The sequence below is a fragment of the Pseudomonas sp. TH43 genome (genome assembly GCF_016650635.1).
GTDB lineage: Bacteria > Pseudomonadota > Gammaproteobacteria > Pseudomonadales > Pseudomonadaceae > Aquipseudomonas.
The window spans coordinates 888,523-904,948 of record NZ_JAEKFI010000001.1 but is presented as its reverse complement, the minus strand read 5'-3'; the positions used below and the strand labels follow the sequence as shown (position 1 = coordinate 904,948).

The window sequence follows — 16,426 nt, the reverse complement described above, 5'->3', positions numbered from 1 at the left end:
TGGTATGAAAACGCGACTGTTAGCGCTGCTGTGCCTGATGTTGTCGACACCGGCATGGGCGCAGGACGTGAAGATCGACATCAAGGAATTCATGTTTGGCCCCAAGGATCTGACCGTGGCCGTGGGCACCAAGGTGACATGGGTGAATGACGACCAGATTCCGCACACCGTGGCGGAAACCCACAAGGTGTTTCGCTCGGGCGCGCTGGATACCGATGACAGTTTTGCCTGGGTGTTCGATACACCGGGGGAGTTTGAGTATTTCTGTGCGCTGCATCCGCAGATGATCGGCAAGATTGTGGTGACGCAGTAGCGTGCGCAAAGGGTGGTCAGATGAAGCGCATCTTTTTGCCACGCTTTCGCTGAGCTGCCTAATGGGATGGGTGTGGTTTTGCGTTGATTACTTTGCACTAAACACAAAGCTTTAAAAAAGCGCACGTGCAGTCTCAGGACTTGCGTGCGCTTTTTAATGGGCGCGGTTTAAGGGATTCCCTGATCGCTTAGTGGTTTGTAACATGGCAAACTTTTGCCCGTTGCGCGGTCGTGTGCTATTGGGCAAGTCGCGCAATACGGGATATTAGCCATGGAACTCCGGTGATCTTTACATCGGGTTCAACTCAACAAGGAAGTCGTCATGAAAGTCGCTTTGGGTCTTTTCACTCTCGCTGGGTGTCTGTTCAGTTTTTCCGCTGCGGCGGCGCCGAGTCACGGCGAAATGTTCCAGGCGTTGGCCGAGTGCAAAGGCAATGCGCAGCAGGTCGGCGAGTTCAATGCGCTGGTGGATGCCAAGCAGCTGACGTTGGCCAAAGATGCCGCGCACACCCCGTGGGGCGGCGGTGCCTGGCAGGTCACGCCCGCGCTGTCAGTCAACGGTGTGTCTTCGTCCACGGCGGTGATGATTGACCGCTTCGGCTTCTTCCTCCAGACCAAAAGCAGCAGCCCGGCGGCAGACGCAGAGAAGCTCGCCAGCACGCTGAAACTGAAAAAAGTTCTGGATAACGGCGGTTACTTCGACTATCAGCGCAGCCTCGACAATGGCGCAACGCTGCGTGTGCTTTCTACCGAAGACAAAGATGTCGATCTGTATGTAGGCTGCAGCTATCCGCAAACGGCATCCTGAGATCAGGTGTTAGTGGGGCGGATACCGTCTGTCATAACAGACGGAATCCGCCCGCGCGAGCTACTGGGTTTCAGCCCTGCGCTTCGTCCTTCAGATCATCCAGTGCATCGATGATCGCTTCGTCGCTGTCGGTCAACGCTTCTTGCATGTCTTTGGCAATGGTCGTCTGGATCGTCATGATCTTTTGCGCCAGATCGCGACCGCTCTTGGAGGTGATGATCATCGCCATGGCCTGATCAGGATGCTGATTGGCGCGAATCATCAGGTCGAGTTCATCGTTGTCGAAGTGGTCGGCGTAGATCTCGACGACCATGTCTTTCAAGTCATCAGCATCGAGGTTTTCGCGCACGACGTTGCGAATCTGCTCGTGTTCCAGCATTGGGTAGCGGGTCGCGTAGCCCCTGGCTGCGATCTCGACGATGTTGCCGTATTGCTTGGTCAAACCACTGGCCTCAACCAACTCTTGCGCTTTGTCCTTGCTGCCGCCGCAACCTGCCAGTGCCGCTGCCAACAATACAGCGAGCGTTAGCTTTTTCATGCTCATGAGCATTTGTCCTTGAATGATTTGGATGTGCAGAGGCTTAGCGGCGATTCAGAGCAAATGCGCACGCGATGATGACCAGCAAGATGCCGCCGATAAATGCGCCGAAGGCTGGAAACATCGCCGCTGGCCACATCAGGCCCCGGCCGAGGTTGTAGAAAAAGCCTGCGTGGGAGTAGTAGGCGCTGAACAGCCAGGAATAGAGCGCGTAGATCAGGCCGATGACGAGATAACCAGAGATTATCTTCCCTTTGAGCGACATGAAGTCTTCCTTGTGGGGGGTAAAGCGGGGGGATGGATTTTGAGTAACATACTATTTAGGTGATGGCACTTCAATGGCATTGCTTCGCCCATCCCCACACACTCACCCACATAAGCGCTTGATAAACGGCTTCTTCTGCCGTTCTCTTAACGGTTTACCAAACCGTCTTGCTGTCGCCACGACTGCTGCAGAAACTCGCTGATCAGCGATGTCGCCTGCTGCTGGATCACCTCCCGTGGACGCGCCGCGACGCCATCTGCGCAAATGATTCCGTCGCCGGGAACGTCTTCTTCGAGCAGGTCTACTGCTCCCGTTTTGCATCTCTGCAAAAAGCTGAAGTGGCTGGCGTCAGTGATCTCGACGTAACGGCTCGAGGCCGAGGGCAAGCGTTGGGCCAGGTTGGCGGACTCCAATTGCGCAGGCAGATCCATCGACGGTGCGCCGGCAGCGATTACCAGTACTGGCACCGGCAGTGTTGCCAGGCTCTCGTCGGTCATCCCGCGTGACAATCCCAAGTCCAATGACACCACAGCGGTGACGCGCTTATCGCGCAAGTCGCTGGCCAGATGCGCCTTCAATGCCGGTGTGCTCGCAGGGTTGATCTTTCGATAGTTGGTGCAACTGCTCAGTTGCGGGTGAGTTTCGCAGTCACGGTCAAAAAGATCCGGGTCGAAGCGCGCGCCGGCGATCTCCAGGGCAGTCCAGCCGCCGAGTGAGTGGCCCACCACGGCGATCTGGCGCTGCGCGACCGCACCAAATTTTGCAGGTTGCGAGGTGACGGCCTCAATGGCCCGGCCCACATCAACAGGGCGCTGCCATAGCTGCGCGGCTGCTTGCGGGCTGCGGTCATGGGTTGTGGTGCCTGGGTGGTTGACCGCGGCAACGATGTAACCCTTTTCGGCCAATGCATTTGCCAGCCAGATCTGATTACCCCAATTGCCTCGGTAACCGTGGGAGAGCACCACCAGGGGATGCTCACCCGCCACCGGCGGCGCGTCGCGCACGGCCGCTGCACCGACAAACACCACGTCATCGGCGATCATCTGAGCCGGGGTTTTGGCGGCCGTGGGGTACCAGACGATCAAGTCCAGCGGCCGCTGATTTTGCGTGTCCGCGAGTTTCAGGGATTGAATGCCGACCGCGTTGACGTCAGCAAGAGCGTGGCTCGCCAGGCAGGTTAACAGCAGGACACCGAGAGCAATTTTCAATGGGGTTATCTTCCTTGGTTGAGGTGGGATTTCAGCGCCTGGACCTTGCCGATGACTCGCATTCCATGATCCCTGAGTCTTCGGCATAGCTGAGATTGAAATCACATGAATGGCTGTGCAATCACGCTTAAGGATCTTCTGTCGCGAGTGACACCTGGAGGTAGAAGTACTTTATCTGCGGCCACGCCTCCCGCGTGTTGACGGACGTTTCCTCGGAACCCATGCCCAGCAGATACCAGTGTTGGGTTTTTTTATCCCGATAGGAATAGAACGTCGAATCCCAGCCGCAGCAGATGTACCGCAGCATTGGCAATCCGAAACGGCGGTTCAGGTAGCGCTCGGCCTCAAGGGCATCGGTGCCTTTGACGCGGTAGCGCGCGATGAAAGGTTTTCCCTGTGCGTCGATGTCTTGGGTGCACTCCACAAACTCGACGAATTGAGGTTTGTCGCTGAGTTTCGCGAGGAAGTCTGCGCATCGCGGTTCAGCCATGGCGCAGCCGGCAAACAGGCACGCACCGGTCAAGAGGAGTCTGCTAATCCGTCGGCTCATTCATTCTTCCGTGATGTTCTGCCCATGCGTCATTTTCGGCGCCGGTCAGCTTGTTTACACGCAACCTTGGAATTTGCCAATACGCCCTCATAACATCAGCTATACCCACGTCCCCGAGAGGAAGGACACACCATGACCACGCAAACCGAAACTGCCATTCTTGCTGGCGGCTGCTTCTGGGGCATGCAGGATCTGCTGCGGCGCTATCCCGGTGTGCTGCAGACGCGGGTCGGATACACCGGCGGCGATGTGCCGAACGCGACTTATCGCAACCACGGCAATCACGCCGAAGCCATAGAAATCGTCTTCGACCCGGCCGTGATCAGCTACCGACAGATTCTTGAGTTCTTCTTCCAGATCCACGACCCGAGCACACCCAACCGCCAAGGCAACGACCTCGGCCCGAGCTATCGTTCGGCGATTTACTACCTCAGCGAAGCGCAGCGCGATGTCGCCGAGGATACCGCTGCCGACGTCGACGCTTCCAAGTTGTGGCCGGGCCGTGTGGTCACCGAAATCGAGCCGGCGGGTCCGTTCTGGGAAGCGGAGCCGGAGCACCAGGATTACCTCGAGCGCATACCGAATGGCTACACCTGCCACTTCATCCGCCCGAACTGGAAGCTGCCCAAACGCGCCTAAAAATCAAATTGCCCCCTCGACGTCCATGTGAGACGTTGAGGGCGCTGTTTATTTTTCAGGGACGATCATGACCATTCGACTCACGCAAACCCAGGATTGGACGCTGCTCAAACACGTCCGGCTGGCCGCGCTGCGGGACGCGCCCACGGCCTTCGGTGTGAGCTATCAAACCGCCGCCGGCTACACGGATCAACAGTGGCAAGCCCGCGCTTCGTCAGCCACCAGCGCGTTCTGGCTGGCGATTGAGCAAGACCGCCCTGTGGGCATGATCGGCGCGGCGATCAATAGCGCCAACCGCTTCAACTTGATCGGAATGTGGATTGAGCCCGCTGCACGCGGTTCTGGCGTGGCTACGCAACTGGTCGAAGCGGTGAAGTCTCGTGCGTTGGAAAAGGGCTTCGATCGGGTTTATCTCGACGTCTCACCGGACAATGCCAGGGCCGCGAATTTCTATCTGAAGCAAGGTTTTGCTTTTGTCGATGAGTGGGAGCCGTTGGAGAGTCATCCGCATATTACGGTTCAGACCATGTTGTGGATTGGCGGCTGATCATAGGAAGGCGTTCAGGGCATCATTCGCTGAACCACCGATGATTGAGCTCAATACAGACCATTCAAACCCCACCCCGCAAAGCCTGTTCCGACCACAACCAACCACACTGGCAGCTTTGCGAACATCAACGCGATCAGGGCAACCAGCGCCAGACAAAAATCTTGTGGTTTGATAATGGCGCTCGTCCAGACAGGTTGGTAAAGCGCGGCCAACAGCAGGCCAACCACCGCGGCGTTCACCCCAGCCAGAGCGGCTTGCGCAAGCAGGCTGCGTCGTAACCGCTCCCAGAAAGGCAAGGCACCGATGATCAACAGAAACGAGGGGGCAAAAATCGCCATCAAGCAGATCGCGCCACCTGCCCAGCCTGAAGGCGCGACGTTCATCGAAGCACCGAGAAACGCGGCGAACGTAAACAAAGGGCCGGGCATCGCCTGCGTGGCGCCATAGCCGGCCAGAAACGCTTCATTGCTGACCCAGCCAGTGGGAACAACTTCCGCTTGCAGCAGAGGCAGAACGACGTGGCCACCTCCGAATACCAAAGCGCCGGCGCGGTAAAACGCATCCACCAATGCCACGCGTTGATCGGGATGTAGTTCGGCCAGCAACGGCAGGCCCACTAGCAATATCAGGAACAGTGATAAACAGATCGCACCGGTTCGCCGGCTGATGGTGATCGGCAGAGCGTCGTGCTCGGCACGCTCCACCGGTTTGAACAGCAGCAGGCCCGCGATACCTGCGGCGAAAATCACAGCCACCTGTGCCCATGCCGACGGCGCAAGCAATGCAACACACGCGGCAATCGCCATCAGGGCAATGCGCGGCACGTCCGTGCACAGATTGCGCGCCATGCCCCACACGGCTTGAGCAACCACCGCAACGGCGACCACTTTGAGCCCATGCAGGGCACCAGGCGAAAGAGCGGTGCCGTAGTGGGCGATGCCCAACGCAAACACAATCAACGCAGTCGCCGAGGGCAGTGTAAACCCCACCCACGCCGCCAACGCACCACGGTATCCGGCCCGCAACATGCCCAAGGCGATGCCGACCTGGCTGCTCGCCGGGCCGGGCAGGAATTGGCAGAGCGCTACCAGATCCGCATAACTGCGTTCACTTAACCAATGGCGCCTGAGAACGAATTCATTATGGAAGTACCCCAGGTGCGCCACCGGACCACCGAAGGAGGTCAGTCCGAGGCGCAGAAAGATCAGAAACACCGACCAGGCACTGCTTTGCTCAACGGTCTGAGGTTCGGTCATGTATCGGCGTTCCTGCTTTTATAAAGTAGTGACAATAGTGTATTTCGGTTTCTGAAGTGCTCACGGCAAGGCCGTTTTACTTCAAACGCTCGCTCTGCGTAAGGCCTGCATCAATCTTCCAACGACATACGTTTCGACCGCACCTTCACTGGCGCCCGCATCAAAACTTGCGCAACAAACCGATGCGTCGCCGTCGCTGATGCGGTAAACGGCAATCACACTGCCAGGCCCGCAACCTGTGTGCCCGCTGAGGGTGTAACCACCTTCGATCAATCCCTGCATCAAACCCAGCCCATACCTCGGCGTAACCCATGGACGTCCCGGAATCGGTCCGCCCAATGTTTTTGCTGTCTGCATTTCTTCGAGTAAATCCGGCGGGAGGAGGTGGCCGGCAAGTAGTCGATCAAGTAATAAAGCAGCCTGCGAAAGCGGGCCAATCAATAGACCGTGGTAGACCCAGCCAGGGTCGTAATTCGAGCTGCTTCCTGAATGGGTCTCTTGCAAATCTTTTCGCGTTTTAGCGAAGCGAACGTTCGACAGGCCTAAAGCGTTGAATACACGTTGACTCACGGCGTCTTCAAGCGACAGATCCGTCACTCGTTCAATCAGTCTGCCGATGAGCAGGTAGCCGACATTCGAGTAACGCCATCCGCTTCCGGGACTGTATCGAAGCCGCTCGCCGTCAAGGCGTTGCATCATTTCGTCGGCGGGCCAGGCTGCCTGATTGTCAGCGACGGCGGCGTGATAGTCGGCCAGTTCGCTGTAGTCGGCGAGACCTGCTTCATGGCGCAATAGTTGGCGTAACGTGAAAGGTTGATCAGGGATCGGGTCGTCCAATCTGATCAGGCCGTCACGCACCAACGTCAGGGCAGTCGCCGCCAGAACCGTTTTCGTAAAACTCCACCACGGCACCATCAGGTCTGAGCGGTCAGATGCTGGAGACTGGCCATTCAACACAAGTGAACTCAGCATGGCTTCCCTAAGATGGCGAGCGGGTTGGTAGATCAACAAGATATCTTATTTGGCCTCGTTCTAAGACTGTTGGGTTGGATGTGCGCTTTGAGCGGCTGCTTTCGGCCAAAAGCGGACGCTCGAGGGTGCGAAATTACAAACTGAACTTCAGTTCTTCGCCTTAAATAAAAATTTTAGTTGCTCCAGTTTGAGAGTTGGGCAGGGTTGGCGATTTTTTTATGGATCTTCCGTGGAATGTGCGGAGCCTCCTCTGCCAATGCATCAAGACGAGAACGGACGTTGTGTATTAGCTCCTGAGTTATCGGCGTCGCTAATCCGATTTGTTCAAACTCTCTTCCAATGGAGTTATATTTAGACCCCGCACTTCTGTGCTTTTCTGCTTTTTCCTGATAAGCCATCGAGGCGGAAAATGTTGCTAGGACTGCTGCTAAAATACTAAAAAAGCCAAGCATTATCTGCAACCACAATGTGGGTTGGTTCTGCAGCGTCGCGAATACAGTGGTACCGGTTATAGCAGATAGCACTGCTGCCGAGCCAGATAATCGCGCGTGCATTTTAGTGTAGTATTCAGCAGATTTGTAATGCCCAACGGCTACAGTACTACACCGGGTATACCATTTCCTCAGCAGCTGTTCGGTATCAACTGGTAGCTCAAGATCCACTGACATATAACCCCCTATAAAATTACCTATGAACAGCAAAGCCGGCCTAATCGTATTACACAACTAAACTTAAGATCTGAAGCCTCTCGCACCATTCCAACTTGTAGTACTCGAGTGGCTGCCATCGCTTAACTAGCGTAAACATTACTGACTCCTAGTTACAGGGGGGCGGATAATGAGTTTTCCACTCAGGGTATAGGCTCATAAGAAAAATTTCCGTTTTCGATAGCCATTCCTTCTCCTCTCCTCCACCTATCCAAGCGATCTGCATACTGCGCACTACCGGGCTTCAATATTGACCCCATCAGATATAAATCAAGATCTACAATTTTTACAGCTCTCGAACTTGGACAGATCTCTGCCTGTTGATAGAGAAAATCAAAAACATAGGTTTTTCTGCCCTGAATACTTTTGTATTTATCTAGCATTTTATGACTAATAATATTTCGTATTGCTTCTTTGTCATGTGATGACATTCGCGCACCGAATATTATTCCAGAAACCTGACTGAAATCATAATAAAACAAACGTTGCAAACTGTTATAGGCCGAGCAGCCGGAAATCCACTTAGTAGGCTGACGCAACATTAGCCTGCATTCTTGCTCGTACTGCCAGCACTTGTTTTTGGTAAGTAATTGCTCTCTAATTTTTTTATGATACTCCAGTCTTGATGATTCTGATTCGAAGCTATAGCCTGTGTAGATTACTGGCAGCAATGAAAATGCATCTATCGGATGAAGCTGGTCTTTATAATTGATATCTTCGATTTCGAAAGCAGCGCTAACAGATGAGAGGTGGTTTGCTGTAACAGCTAATGAGTCTTTTTTCCTAATTGGACACTGATTTAGGCAGCCATTTATCGGTCTATAAGTCAGACAAAATCCCGTATGACTCGCGGCATAGTGAGACCACATCAACATGTCTGAATTTGTTCTAGATAATGAGATGGAGTATCCCGAGCCAGGGGCATAAAGGTTTAGCAGTGCCAATAGGTGTTCCAGCGAGTTTTCTAGCTTGGAGAGCTCCATGAGTGAGATGTGCCTATCACTGAAAACTCGCTCTATTATTTTTTCTTTATGAAGGTCAAAATCGATTATTAACTGCTCATAAGAAATTTGACCTATCTTAGATAAATAAGCCGCAGCAATTTTTGCTTCATGCTCATTCTCCCATAGGCTTGTTAGTGTTCGTGTCCAGTCGCCTGAAAATTCAAATTTTGACTGCATATCGATAGGATCGTTGAGCTCTTCCTTTGAGGCGAAATACCATTCATCGTAAAGTAAGCCTTTCTGTGAAAGCAAGTTTGATGATCGATACCGGTAGACATGCATTCTATTCTCCTAAGTACCTTTTTTGCCCACGTTTTTTAGACGCTTTTAGGCGAAAGGTAGCCATTTTTGTATCATGCTTTAACTAATAAAGAAAGATCGCTTGTTTGACGTTTTATGGTTTAAGCAGGCGCAATTTTATCACCAAAAAAAACTATCGCAGACTTTCAAACAGCATTCCACTGGCGTTGGAGGGCACCAAGGGCAAATGGTCGCCAGGTACATCCGAGAAAGGCAGCTTGAATAGTCGAAAGTCATTCGCGAATGGCCGCTTCTGGCCGATAGCGGTCGGTCTGTAAGCATCGGCCGAAGGGCCGTGCTTTACCCCTGGGTGTCTTTGCGGAGCGGTTTCGCCTTTGTTGAACCCGCAACGCGGAAGTAGCCCAGAGGGTGCTGTTGGTCGATGGCTGCCTTTGGCAAAGGGCTGCTATCGACCCAGGTTGTGTGAAAACGAGCTGGAAGCAGTTAACTAAACGTGATGCAGACTGGTTCCATCTCTACCAACGAATTTTCACAGGCCCTTACGAGATCTCGCACACAGTAAAGCCTCCATCCCTTACCTGATCCCCACTTTGCCGCGACAGGTTCAAGCGAAGACTCTTCCTCCTGCGTTGCGCGAGCCCAATCATTGTGCCCGATCTCAGCGATCAATTGAGCCTGGTAGACCTGTAAGAATGGAAGCAAGCTTTTCGCTTGTTCAATCTCTATGAGGACAAATTCTGCTGTATCGAGTTGCTGTTTAACATTTTCGACCAGTTCGTGAGCCTGCAACGGGAGTGCTTCTAAAACAGCTTCCAAGGCTGATCCGGATTTGTCAGCACTTTGGAAGGTGCCGCAGATGATGTTCCCTCCTGCCATATCTTTCCCCTATCCTAGCTTCGAAGCTTGGATTAAGCAGCTCGCGATTACGTGTCTAACGTCGATTTTTTGCTGATCTACGCCCGTTGCGAGTGGCCAATTAATCCCAGGCTTGATGAAAAATCCTGCGATTCTCTGACCTTCTGGTGGTCGAGATCGTGACGGGACCTTTCAATCATTTCTTACCTGTTTGAGCCAGTTCCAGAAAGGATCACTGGATTCATGCGCGTCCATGCTTGTTGTGCTTGAGATGAGATCTGATGCGCGCGCCGGGACGCTGAGGCCAAGCGTGCGTTCCACGTACGCGCGCAATGCCCTAGGTGGTGCTGGGTAGTCATCATCTGCGTATTGCTGCTCCCGCAGTTCGGCCGGTGTTCTCGTAAACTCCTCTGGCCAGCAGTGCTCGTTGTAACCGATGGCCAGTAAGCGAATCAGGTCTTGCGTACTATTAGTCAAGACGCAGAGCATGTCTGATCCCGAGCCCGAGCCAAGATGAACGATTCGCTGCTGATCGTGGTCGTCCAGCCATAACCCTGCCCACGATCCATCGCCACCAGTCCTGAGGAATATTGATAGCCGCTCGTTTACTCTGGGATCTTCGCAGGCCGTCCATCGAGCAGTATCGGCGGAGTCCGGAACGTGAAAGGCGGTGATAGCGCTGTTGTTGTATTCCGGTTCGGGATGCAAAGTCATGTAGCGCCCCCCGCTCCGATAGCGACGGACGCAGCCTAGTGCTTCCAGGAATTCCATGGTCTGTCGTAATACTGGAGGTACCGGATTGCTTGCCGGGAAAGCGGCTACTAATTCGTCGGTGAAGTTCATGTCTTTTCTGACCATTGTCTTTAGCGAGTATCGTGAATGAAGATGGATTGCTATGCCCGGAATATATCGCCATGTGCCACCCAATGCCCGCTTCTGGCCGAAAGCACTCACTCAACTGTTCAACGACATCGGCTTATCGCCCCCCGGAGGCAAGCCAAAAAGCTTCCGTACCCCGTTAAGAAACGCCCCATAAGGTCGTCCCAGAACCAGCATCATCAACGACGCGCCGAGAGTGCCGCGCACCAGGCCGTCTCCTGAGGCACCACTGAAAGCGATGATTGCTGCATAGATAGGCACCTGGAAACTGACCAGGGCGATACTGTCCCAGAGTAGCCTCGAAGCCAGACGCTGACTGGCTCGCCTCATCACCCAGTCCCGCCATAAACCGTAAGGTCTCGCGACCGGAATCATCAGGGCGGCGCCCAGCAGGCGCGCGTGAAGAACCTGATCCCAAGTCATGCCGGCGATGAAACGTTCATTGATGATGCCGGTGGTGGTGAAAAACAGGATCAGCGCAGTGGTGTCTGCCACAAACGCAGTCCGATGCATGGGGTGCGGGAATAGAGGCACATCACATCTCCTGTAGTCGCTAGAGCAACAAACGGGTTCAGCCATTTTGTGTGTTCATCTGACAACCTTTGGCCGCATTTGACCCACGGTCGATGCTTTACGGGTAGCACGGATTTCAACAATAGAGCCTGCTCTGTGAAACTAGCGGTCGGGAGGCTGTAGCGGTCATCACCGCGGATTGTTTGCCGTTTTATCAATGCAAATTCCGCAATCGTATAGTGCTTGCCCCATTGTGTGATTCCCCCTAAACCCCGAGTGAGTCGAAGTACAAGTCAATGATGCCAGTCAGTAGCCGGCACAAGGAGAGACTATGGACACCACCGCGATTCCCGAGGGTTTCACTCCGTTTACCCGCAGTAGCCCGTTGCTTGATTTGCTCGGCCCGATTTACGCCAGAGGCAGTGGGCTGCAACTGGAGTTGGGGTTGTTGACGGACTCACGCCATGCCAATGGCCGTGGCACTTTACATGGAGGGGTGTTGGCGACGTTGGCCGATGTCGGAATGGGCTATGCCATGGCGTTTGCCAGCGACCCTCCGCAGCCATTGATCACGGCGAGCATGACCCTGGATTATCTCGGCGCAGTTCAAATCAATGAATGGCTGGAAGTGCGCCTTGAACACTCGAAAAAGGGTCGTCAACTAGCGTTTGCCGCCGTCAGCCTGCATGTCGGTGAGCGAACAGTTGCACTCGCCAGCGCGGTGTTCGCGGTACCCATGAGTTGAAAGTGCGCCTATCAGATAGATTGCTGGTCGATCAATCGCAGAATGGTGTGATTGGGTTCGAATCACCTTGAATGACTGCTTATGGCCGACAGCGATCCAGGCAACGAACTGTTTAAGGCCATAGCCACTGGCAAATACATCGCACGCAGCTGTTACGCTAAGTCCTCACAAGAGGGGCGCTGTCATCCCTCATAAGCATGTCAGTAGTCAGGTACAGTCACCATGCGTCACGTAGTCGGCCTATATACCCCGAAAAAAACAGAGCATTCATGGCTGCTAGACCCTCTAGACCGATTTGTTTTCAGGACTGACAATTTTCATTCGCTAGGCTATTTTTCACTCATAGCCTCTGCTTTTGCACGTTATGCCCAGCGGGATCCGAAGGTAGGCATCAACTCCATCAATGTGAAGTTCCGCGTGAGCGCCGATGATCTGGATGACGCATTGGTAATTTTGCGCGATCTTGAAACAGCGCTGAGTCAGCGACCAATAAGCTGGCGAGAATATCTCGGTGAAATCCAGTACCCACGGCAAGAAAAACAGCCCCTGAGGCCACTTTTATTCAGGCGTCGAGCCGTGCGGGTTATTCAACGGTTGCGGGCGTTGACGATTAAAGCTCAAGCCGAGGATAAGTGCCTGGTCTATGGCAATGGCGTTTGCTACCGGGCGTTGTGCGGTATCAGATTGGCGCCCGGCGTCGTGTATTCCTGAGTGCCGAATCAACAGTACCCGCGTGCTGAGCACAGGCGGCCAATGATGCGTCGGCCTGAACGCTGTCGGTCGGGGGCTGTAACTTGCGAGAAGCTCTCCCGCACTAGCCAGCCAGAATCTGATAACTCATTGAATTCGAGCACCGAGTGCCCATTGGCTGCTGTGTGCAGCGTCGGATTTATCAATGGTGCCCCTGTTGAAAACAGACGTTTACTTTATCTGAATCACTTCGCCAATCACCTTCAGCGCCTTCTTACCGTCCGCTGCATACAGTCACTGCAACGGTGTTTGGTCGGACAGCCGATGCAAACGGAAATGGTTATAGAAGGCCTGTCCCAAACGCTGCCCCTCAAACTTGCCCAGTTCCCACAGGCTGAGAAAGTGCTCATAAGCGGCGCTGTCGATTTCCAGTTTCGAATGGCTGTCCATCTCAACCTCGGTCAGTTGCTCAGTAAGGATCGGTTTAGCACCGGGCTCACAGCAAACTCCACGAGACCCCGACATACACGCCCATGCCTTCACCCGGCGTTGACCGCGCCGCGTCGAGGCCCTTGTCGTCATACCCCGGCGTGACCGTCGCCGCATAGTGTTTGTTGGTCAGGTTGCGCATGTCCAGCCACGTTTGCCAGTCGCCCTTTGGCGCGTTATAGCCCAGCGTTGCGCCGAACAGTGCGTAAGGGTCGGCGTAGTAGCTGTCGGCGTAGTCCACGGCTACTTTGGACACCAGTTGCGTATTGACTGCCGCAAAGAATCCCTGCGGCCAGTCGTAGCGCAATTCGCCCTGGTAGTAATGCATCGGCAGGCCGGGGAGGCGGTTGTCGCCGAAGCGCTCGTCGTCGCGGTAGTGGAAATCACTGAAGGTGTAGGCTTGGCGCAGGCTCAGTTGACGGCCGTCGGCGGCGGACCAGAGTTTGCTGTTGAGGCTGGCCTCGACGCCTTGGTGCACGGTCGGGCTGGCGTTCAGCTCGTAGGGCGTGGTGGCGTTGGCGTCCGGCAGTACCGAGAGCAGTTCATGGCGCACTTGCGCGTAGTACCAGGCCAGGCTCCATTCGCCGATGGCGCTGTCGCCACGGCCGCCGAGTTCGAGGGTGGTCGCGGTCTGGTTTTGCAGTTTGATCGGGTCTTTCTGGGTGCCGCTCGCCGGGCCACTGGCGGCCGGGAAGCGCACGTTGGAGCTGTAGATCAGCGACCACGGATGCGGTGCTTCGACCGAGCGGCTGAGGTTGCCGAAAACCTGTAGATCCGGGTTGATCTGGTAGCGCAGACCGAGTCGCGGCGCGTAGTCCCAGTCGTTCATGCTGGTTTTGCCGCCGCTTTGCGGGTAGGTGACGTCGCTCTCGCGGCGGGTGTAGATGGCGGCGAGGCCGGTGGTCAGCCACAGATCATTGGCGATTTCCAGTTCGTTGCCAAAGTGCAGAACGGTGTCCGAACCTTGATAGGTGAAGTTGCGCATGTGCGTGCCGGGCGCGTAACCCGCGGTGTTGCCGGTGGGGATGCGCACCAATTCGCTGGCGCCATCGTTGGGCAGGTGTTTGGTCACGCGCAGGCCCACGTTGCTGCGGCTTTCCATGCCGAAAACAGTGTCGCGGCGTTTGTAGTCGAAGGTGCCGCTGACGTCGGTGTAAGCGACCTTCAAACGGTTCGGGCCTTCACGCAAATCCATCGGGTAGTCGTGGTAGACGAGGCCGGTCTGGATGCTCGAATCGTCGTCGATGTAGAAGGTGGTTTTGTTGCCGATGAAGGTGCTGCCCGGTTGCTTGCGGCTGTCGTCGCGCGAAACGTAGGACGGATTGGCTGCCCGTGGGTCGTGTTCGATGGAGTGCTTGGTCACGCGGCCGGCGAGGTCGTTGTCGGTCTCGCGGTAGCGGATATAAAAGCGGGTTTCCAGGTTCGGGTTGAAGCGATAACCGAAGTTCGCGATCAGGCCTTTGCTCTCGCTGGCAGTGTGATCCTGATAACCGTCGGCGTTGGAATCGGTCAGCGATACGTAGTAGTCGAAGTCACCGAGCACTTGCCCGGAACTGACCTGACGTTGCTGATAACCGTGGCTGCCGGTGGCGTAGCGTACTTGCAGTTTCGGCGCTTTGTAGCCGGTGTGGCTGACGTAATCGATGGCGCCGCCCAGGGCCAGCGAACCACGGTCGAAGCCGTTGGCGCCACGCAGCACTTCAACGTGATCGACCCACAACGGTTCGAGCAATTCATACGGTGTGCCGCCGGGGCCGGTCAGGGGCAAGCCGTCGAGCATCGTGTACAGCCCCGACGCGTGGGCGCCGGGCGCGCGGTTGATGCCCGAGCCACGGATGGAAATCTTCACGCCTTCGTTGCCCGCCGACTGCGCATAGACGCCCGGCTGATAGGCCAATACGTCCTGGTTACTGGCGACACGGCCCTGCAAGGGTTTGCGCATGTCGACCAGGTTGGTGCCGCCGGGCACCTGTTCGAGCCGGGCCTTGGCTTCTTCAATGCTTGCATCGGAACCACTGCGCTCATCGGCCGAAATCAATACTTGCCCAAGCTCCAGACCTTGAGTCTCGGCCATCGCCGGGCAGGCGAGGGCCAGGCCCAGCAGGGCGGTGGGCAGGGATTTGGGCGACGGCATGGGGAAACTCCAGCAAACAAGGGGCGGGCAATGAACAGTGCGACGTAACAAAGAACGAAGGAAACACATGGCAATTTTGCTTTTGCCCGGCAACGGTGGCTGTGTAGGCGCAAAGCTCGCTCGCGAAGGGGGCGGCAGATCCAGCATCAGTATTGGCTGGGCCTATGCTTTCGCGAGCAAGCTTTGCTCCTACAGGCTGGAGTGTTTTCGGTTATACGACGCTGGTGCGGTTGAAGGTGTTGATGTGTCCGACGCCTGCTGCCTGCAAGCGAACAATGAGATCTTCGCGCGCCTTTTGCCCGCCTGCGCGGACGTACTCCAGTTCGGCGGCGGTCATCAGTACCACCGACACCAGCTTCACCGGCGACAGCGGCATGTCATTCAGCACCGAAGGGAAGTCCGCGTCGGGCGCGCCGAGCAGGACGCCGACCATGTCATCCTCGGTGACGAAATGGGCAGGCATTTGATCGCTCATGTAATGCGATTGACTGAACCCCGGAAGCTCCAGGGACAGTGCACCGTACTTTTGCAACTGGCCGGTGATTCCGCCGGCGTTCGCCACCGTCGCGGCGATGTGCTTGAGCAATTCAAAGGCCCAGCTTTGCTGGAGTGGAGCGACATCGCCCAGCGCGCCGCGCGCGTGCTCGGGAATGTCGGCGGTTTCGATGAACAATTCCATCTCGAAACCATTGCCCAGGCCTTCAGCGTCATCGAACGGATCCGACAGGCCTTCGCTGGCGAGAATGATCGAATCGCCACGGCGCACGATGCGATACGCCTGGCGGGTCGAAGGCCAGTCCGGGCCCCCCATGAAGCTCGGGCTGATCATGTAGCCGAGCACATCGCGCTCACTCAAGCCGACCGCATTCCAGTGTCGATCAAGGCAAGCCTGGCTGGCTTCGCGCGCTGCCAGGTTGGCTTTCTCCGCCTCGCTGAGGTCGATCTCCGAGAGTGACTCGTCGAAGGGCTGCGCAGACGGCAACTCGGGTTTTTTCTTCGAGGCAAACAGCTTTTTAAAGAATTCCACGGGCGTTCCTTGCAAGATCAAAAT

20 protein-coding genes are annotated in these 16,426 nt (G+C 55.5%); 6 read left to right on the top strand and 14 right to left on the bottom strand.

What is annotated here, in order from left to right; all coding sequences use genetic code 11:
• Positions 1-4 precede the first annotated feature (4 nt).
• Positions 5-313: a plastocyanin/azurin family copper-binding protein gene (locus JFT81_RS03935; protein ID WP_201226191.1), complete on the top strand. Its 309-nt coding sequence runs from the start codon at positions 5-7 to the stop codon at positions 311-313.
• Positions 314-634: 321 nt separating this feature from the next.
• The gene (locus JFT81_RS03930; RefSeq protein WP_201226190.1) at positions 635-1,120 is read left to right on the top strand and encodes a hypothetical protein; all 486 of its coding nucleotides are present in this window, start codon (positions 635-637) and stop codon (positions 1,118-1,120) included.
• 70 nt (positions 1,121-1,190) lie between these two features.
• On the opposite strand, the gene JFT81_RS03925 is transcribed toward JFT81_RS03930, so the two are convergent.
• From JFT81_RS03925 to JFT81_RS03910, 4 genes are all read right to left on the bottom strand, one after another.
• Positions 1,191-1,664, bottom strand: coding sequence for a hypothetical protein (locus JFT81_RS03925; protein WP_201204286.1), 474 nt, complete (start codon positions 1,662-1,664; stop codon positions 1,191-1,193).
• A gap of 37 nt (positions 1,665-1,701) precedes the next feature.
• Positions 1,702-1,923, bottom strand: coding sequence for a hypothetical protein (locus tag JFT81_RS03920; RefSeq protein WP_201226189.1), 222 nt, complete (start codon positions 1,921-1,923; stop codon positions 1,702-1,704).
• Between the two features lie 146 nt (positions 1,924-2,069).
• The gene (locus tag JFT81_RS03915; RefSeq protein ID WP_201226188.1) at positions 2,070-3,131 is read right to left on the bottom strand and encodes an alpha/beta fold hydrolase; all 1,062 of its coding nucleotides are present in this window, start codon (positions 3,129-3,131) and stop codon (positions 2,070-2,072) included.
• 127 nt (positions 3,132-3,258) lie between these two features.
• Complete coding sequence (locus JFT81_RS03910) at positions 3,259-3,681, bottom strand: DUF4952 domain-containing protein (protein ID WP_201226187.1); 423 nt, start codon at positions 3,679-3,681, stop codon at positions 3,259-3,261.
• A 132-nt stretch (positions 3,682-3,813) separates the two neighbouring features.
• Here JFT81_RS03910 and msrA point away from each other — a divergent pair, with 132 nt between their 5' ends.
• Both msrA and JFT81_RS03900 read left to right on the top strand, forming a co-directional pair.
• On the top strand, positions 3,814-4,320 hold the full coding sequence (gene msrA, locus JFT81_RS03905; RefSeq protein ID WP_008088550.1) for a peptide-methionine (S)-S-oxide reductase MsrA: 507 nt from the start codon (positions 3,814-3,816) through the stop codon (positions 4,318-4,320).
• A gap of 67 nt (positions 4,321-4,387) precedes the next feature.
• Positions 4,388-4,867 carry a GNAT family N-acetyltransferase gene (locus tag JFT81_RS03900; RefSeq protein ID WP_201226186.1) on the top strand — a complete coding sequence of 160 codons (480 nt, stop codon included), beginning with the start codon at positions 4,388-4,390 and terminating at the stop codon, positions 4,865-4,867.
• 50 nt (positions 4,868-4,917) lie between these two features.
• Here the strand turns inward: JFT81_RS03900 and chrA are convergent, their stop codons facing one another.
• From chrA to alaE, 7 genes are all read right to left on the bottom strand, one after another.
• On the bottom strand, positions 4,918-6,126 hold the full coding sequence (gene chrA, locus JFT81_RS03895) for a chromate efflux transporter (protein ID WP_201226185.1): 1,209 nt from the start codon (positions 6,124-6,126) through the stop codon (positions 4,918-4,920).
• A gap of 81 nt (positions 6,127-6,207) precedes the next feature.
• A complete protein-coding gene (locus tag JFT81_RS03890; RefSeq protein ID WP_201226184.1) occupies positions 6,208-7,098 on the bottom strand; it encodes a serine hydrolase domain-containing protein in 891 nt (296 codons plus the stop codon).
• 173 nt (positions 7,099-7,271) lie between these two features.
• Positions 7,272-7,766 carry an SLATT domain-containing protein gene (locus JFT81_RS03885; protein ID WP_201226183.1) on the bottom strand — a complete coding sequence of 165 codons (495 nt, stop codon included), beginning with the start codon at positions 7,764-7,766 and terminating at the stop codon, positions 7,272-7,274.
• Positions 7,767-7,948: 182 nt separating this feature from the next.
• Positions 7,949-9,091 carry a DUF2971 domain-containing protein gene (locus tag JFT81_RS03880; protein ID WP_242485552.1) on the bottom strand — a complete coding sequence of 381 codons (1,143 nt, stop codon included), beginning with the start codon at positions 9,089-9,091 and terminating at the stop codon, positions 7,949-7,951.
• Between the two features lie 462 nt (positions 9,092-9,553).
• Positions 9,554-9,946 carry a hypothetical protein gene (locus JFT81_RS03875; protein WP_201226182.1) on the bottom strand — a complete coding sequence of 131 codons (393 nt, stop codon included), beginning with the start codon at positions 9,944-9,946 and terminating at the stop codon, positions 9,554-9,556.
• A gap of 171 nt (positions 9,947-10,117) precedes the next feature.
• Positions 10,118-10,768, bottom strand: coding sequence for a hypothetical protein (locus JFT81_RS03870; RefSeq protein ID WP_201226181.1), 651 nt, complete (start codon positions 10,766-10,768; stop codon positions 10,118-10,120).
• A 111-nt stretch (positions 10,769-10,879) separates the two neighbouring features.
• Entirely contained in the window at positions 10,880-11,299 is a 420-nt protein-coding gene (gene alaE / locus JFT81_RS03865; protein ID WP_342367188.1) for an L-alanine exporter AlaE, read from the bottom strand.
• A 349-nt stretch (positions 11,300-11,648) separates the two neighbouring features.
• Between alaE and JFT81_RS03860 the strand changes: the two genes are divergently transcribed.
• The gene (locus JFT81_RS03860; protein WP_201226180.1) at positions 11,649-12,062 is read left to right on the top strand and encodes a PaaI family thioesterase; all 414 of its coding nucleotides are present in this window, start codon (positions 11,649-11,651) and stop codon (positions 12,060-12,062) included.
• A 222-nt stretch (positions 12,063-12,284) separates the two neighbouring features.
• Positions 12,285-12,773, top strand: a complete 489-nt coding sequence (locus JFT81_RS03855; RefSeq protein WP_201226179.1) for a hypothetical protein — start codon at positions 12,285-12,287, stop codon at positions 12,771-12,773.
• 273 nt (positions 12,774-13,046) lie between these two features.
• Here the strand turns inward: JFT81_RS03855 and JFT81_RS03850 are convergent, their stop codons facing one another.
• The 3 genes from JFT81_RS03850 to JFT81_RS03840 form a co-directional block, all read right to left on the bottom strand.
• A complete protein-coding gene (locus JFT81_RS03850; RefSeq protein ID WP_242485579.1) occupies positions 13,047-13,202 on the bottom strand; it encodes a hypothetical protein in 156 nt (51 codons plus the stop codon).
• 46 nt (positions 13,203-13,248) lie between these two features.
• Positions 13,249-15,375, bottom strand: a complete 2,127-nt coding sequence (locus JFT81_RS03845) for a TonB-dependent receptor (RefSeq protein ID WP_201226178.1) — start codon at positions 15,373-15,375, stop codon at positions 13,249-13,251.
• 211 nt (positions 15,376-15,586) lie between these two features.
• Positions 15,587-16,402 (bottom strand): suppressor of fused domain protein, encoded by an 816-nt coding sequence (locus JFT81_RS03840; protein ID WP_201226177.1) that lies wholly within the window; start codon positions 16,400-16,402, stop codon positions 15,587-15,589.
• Between the last annotated feature and the right edge of the window lie 24 nt (positions 16,403-16,426).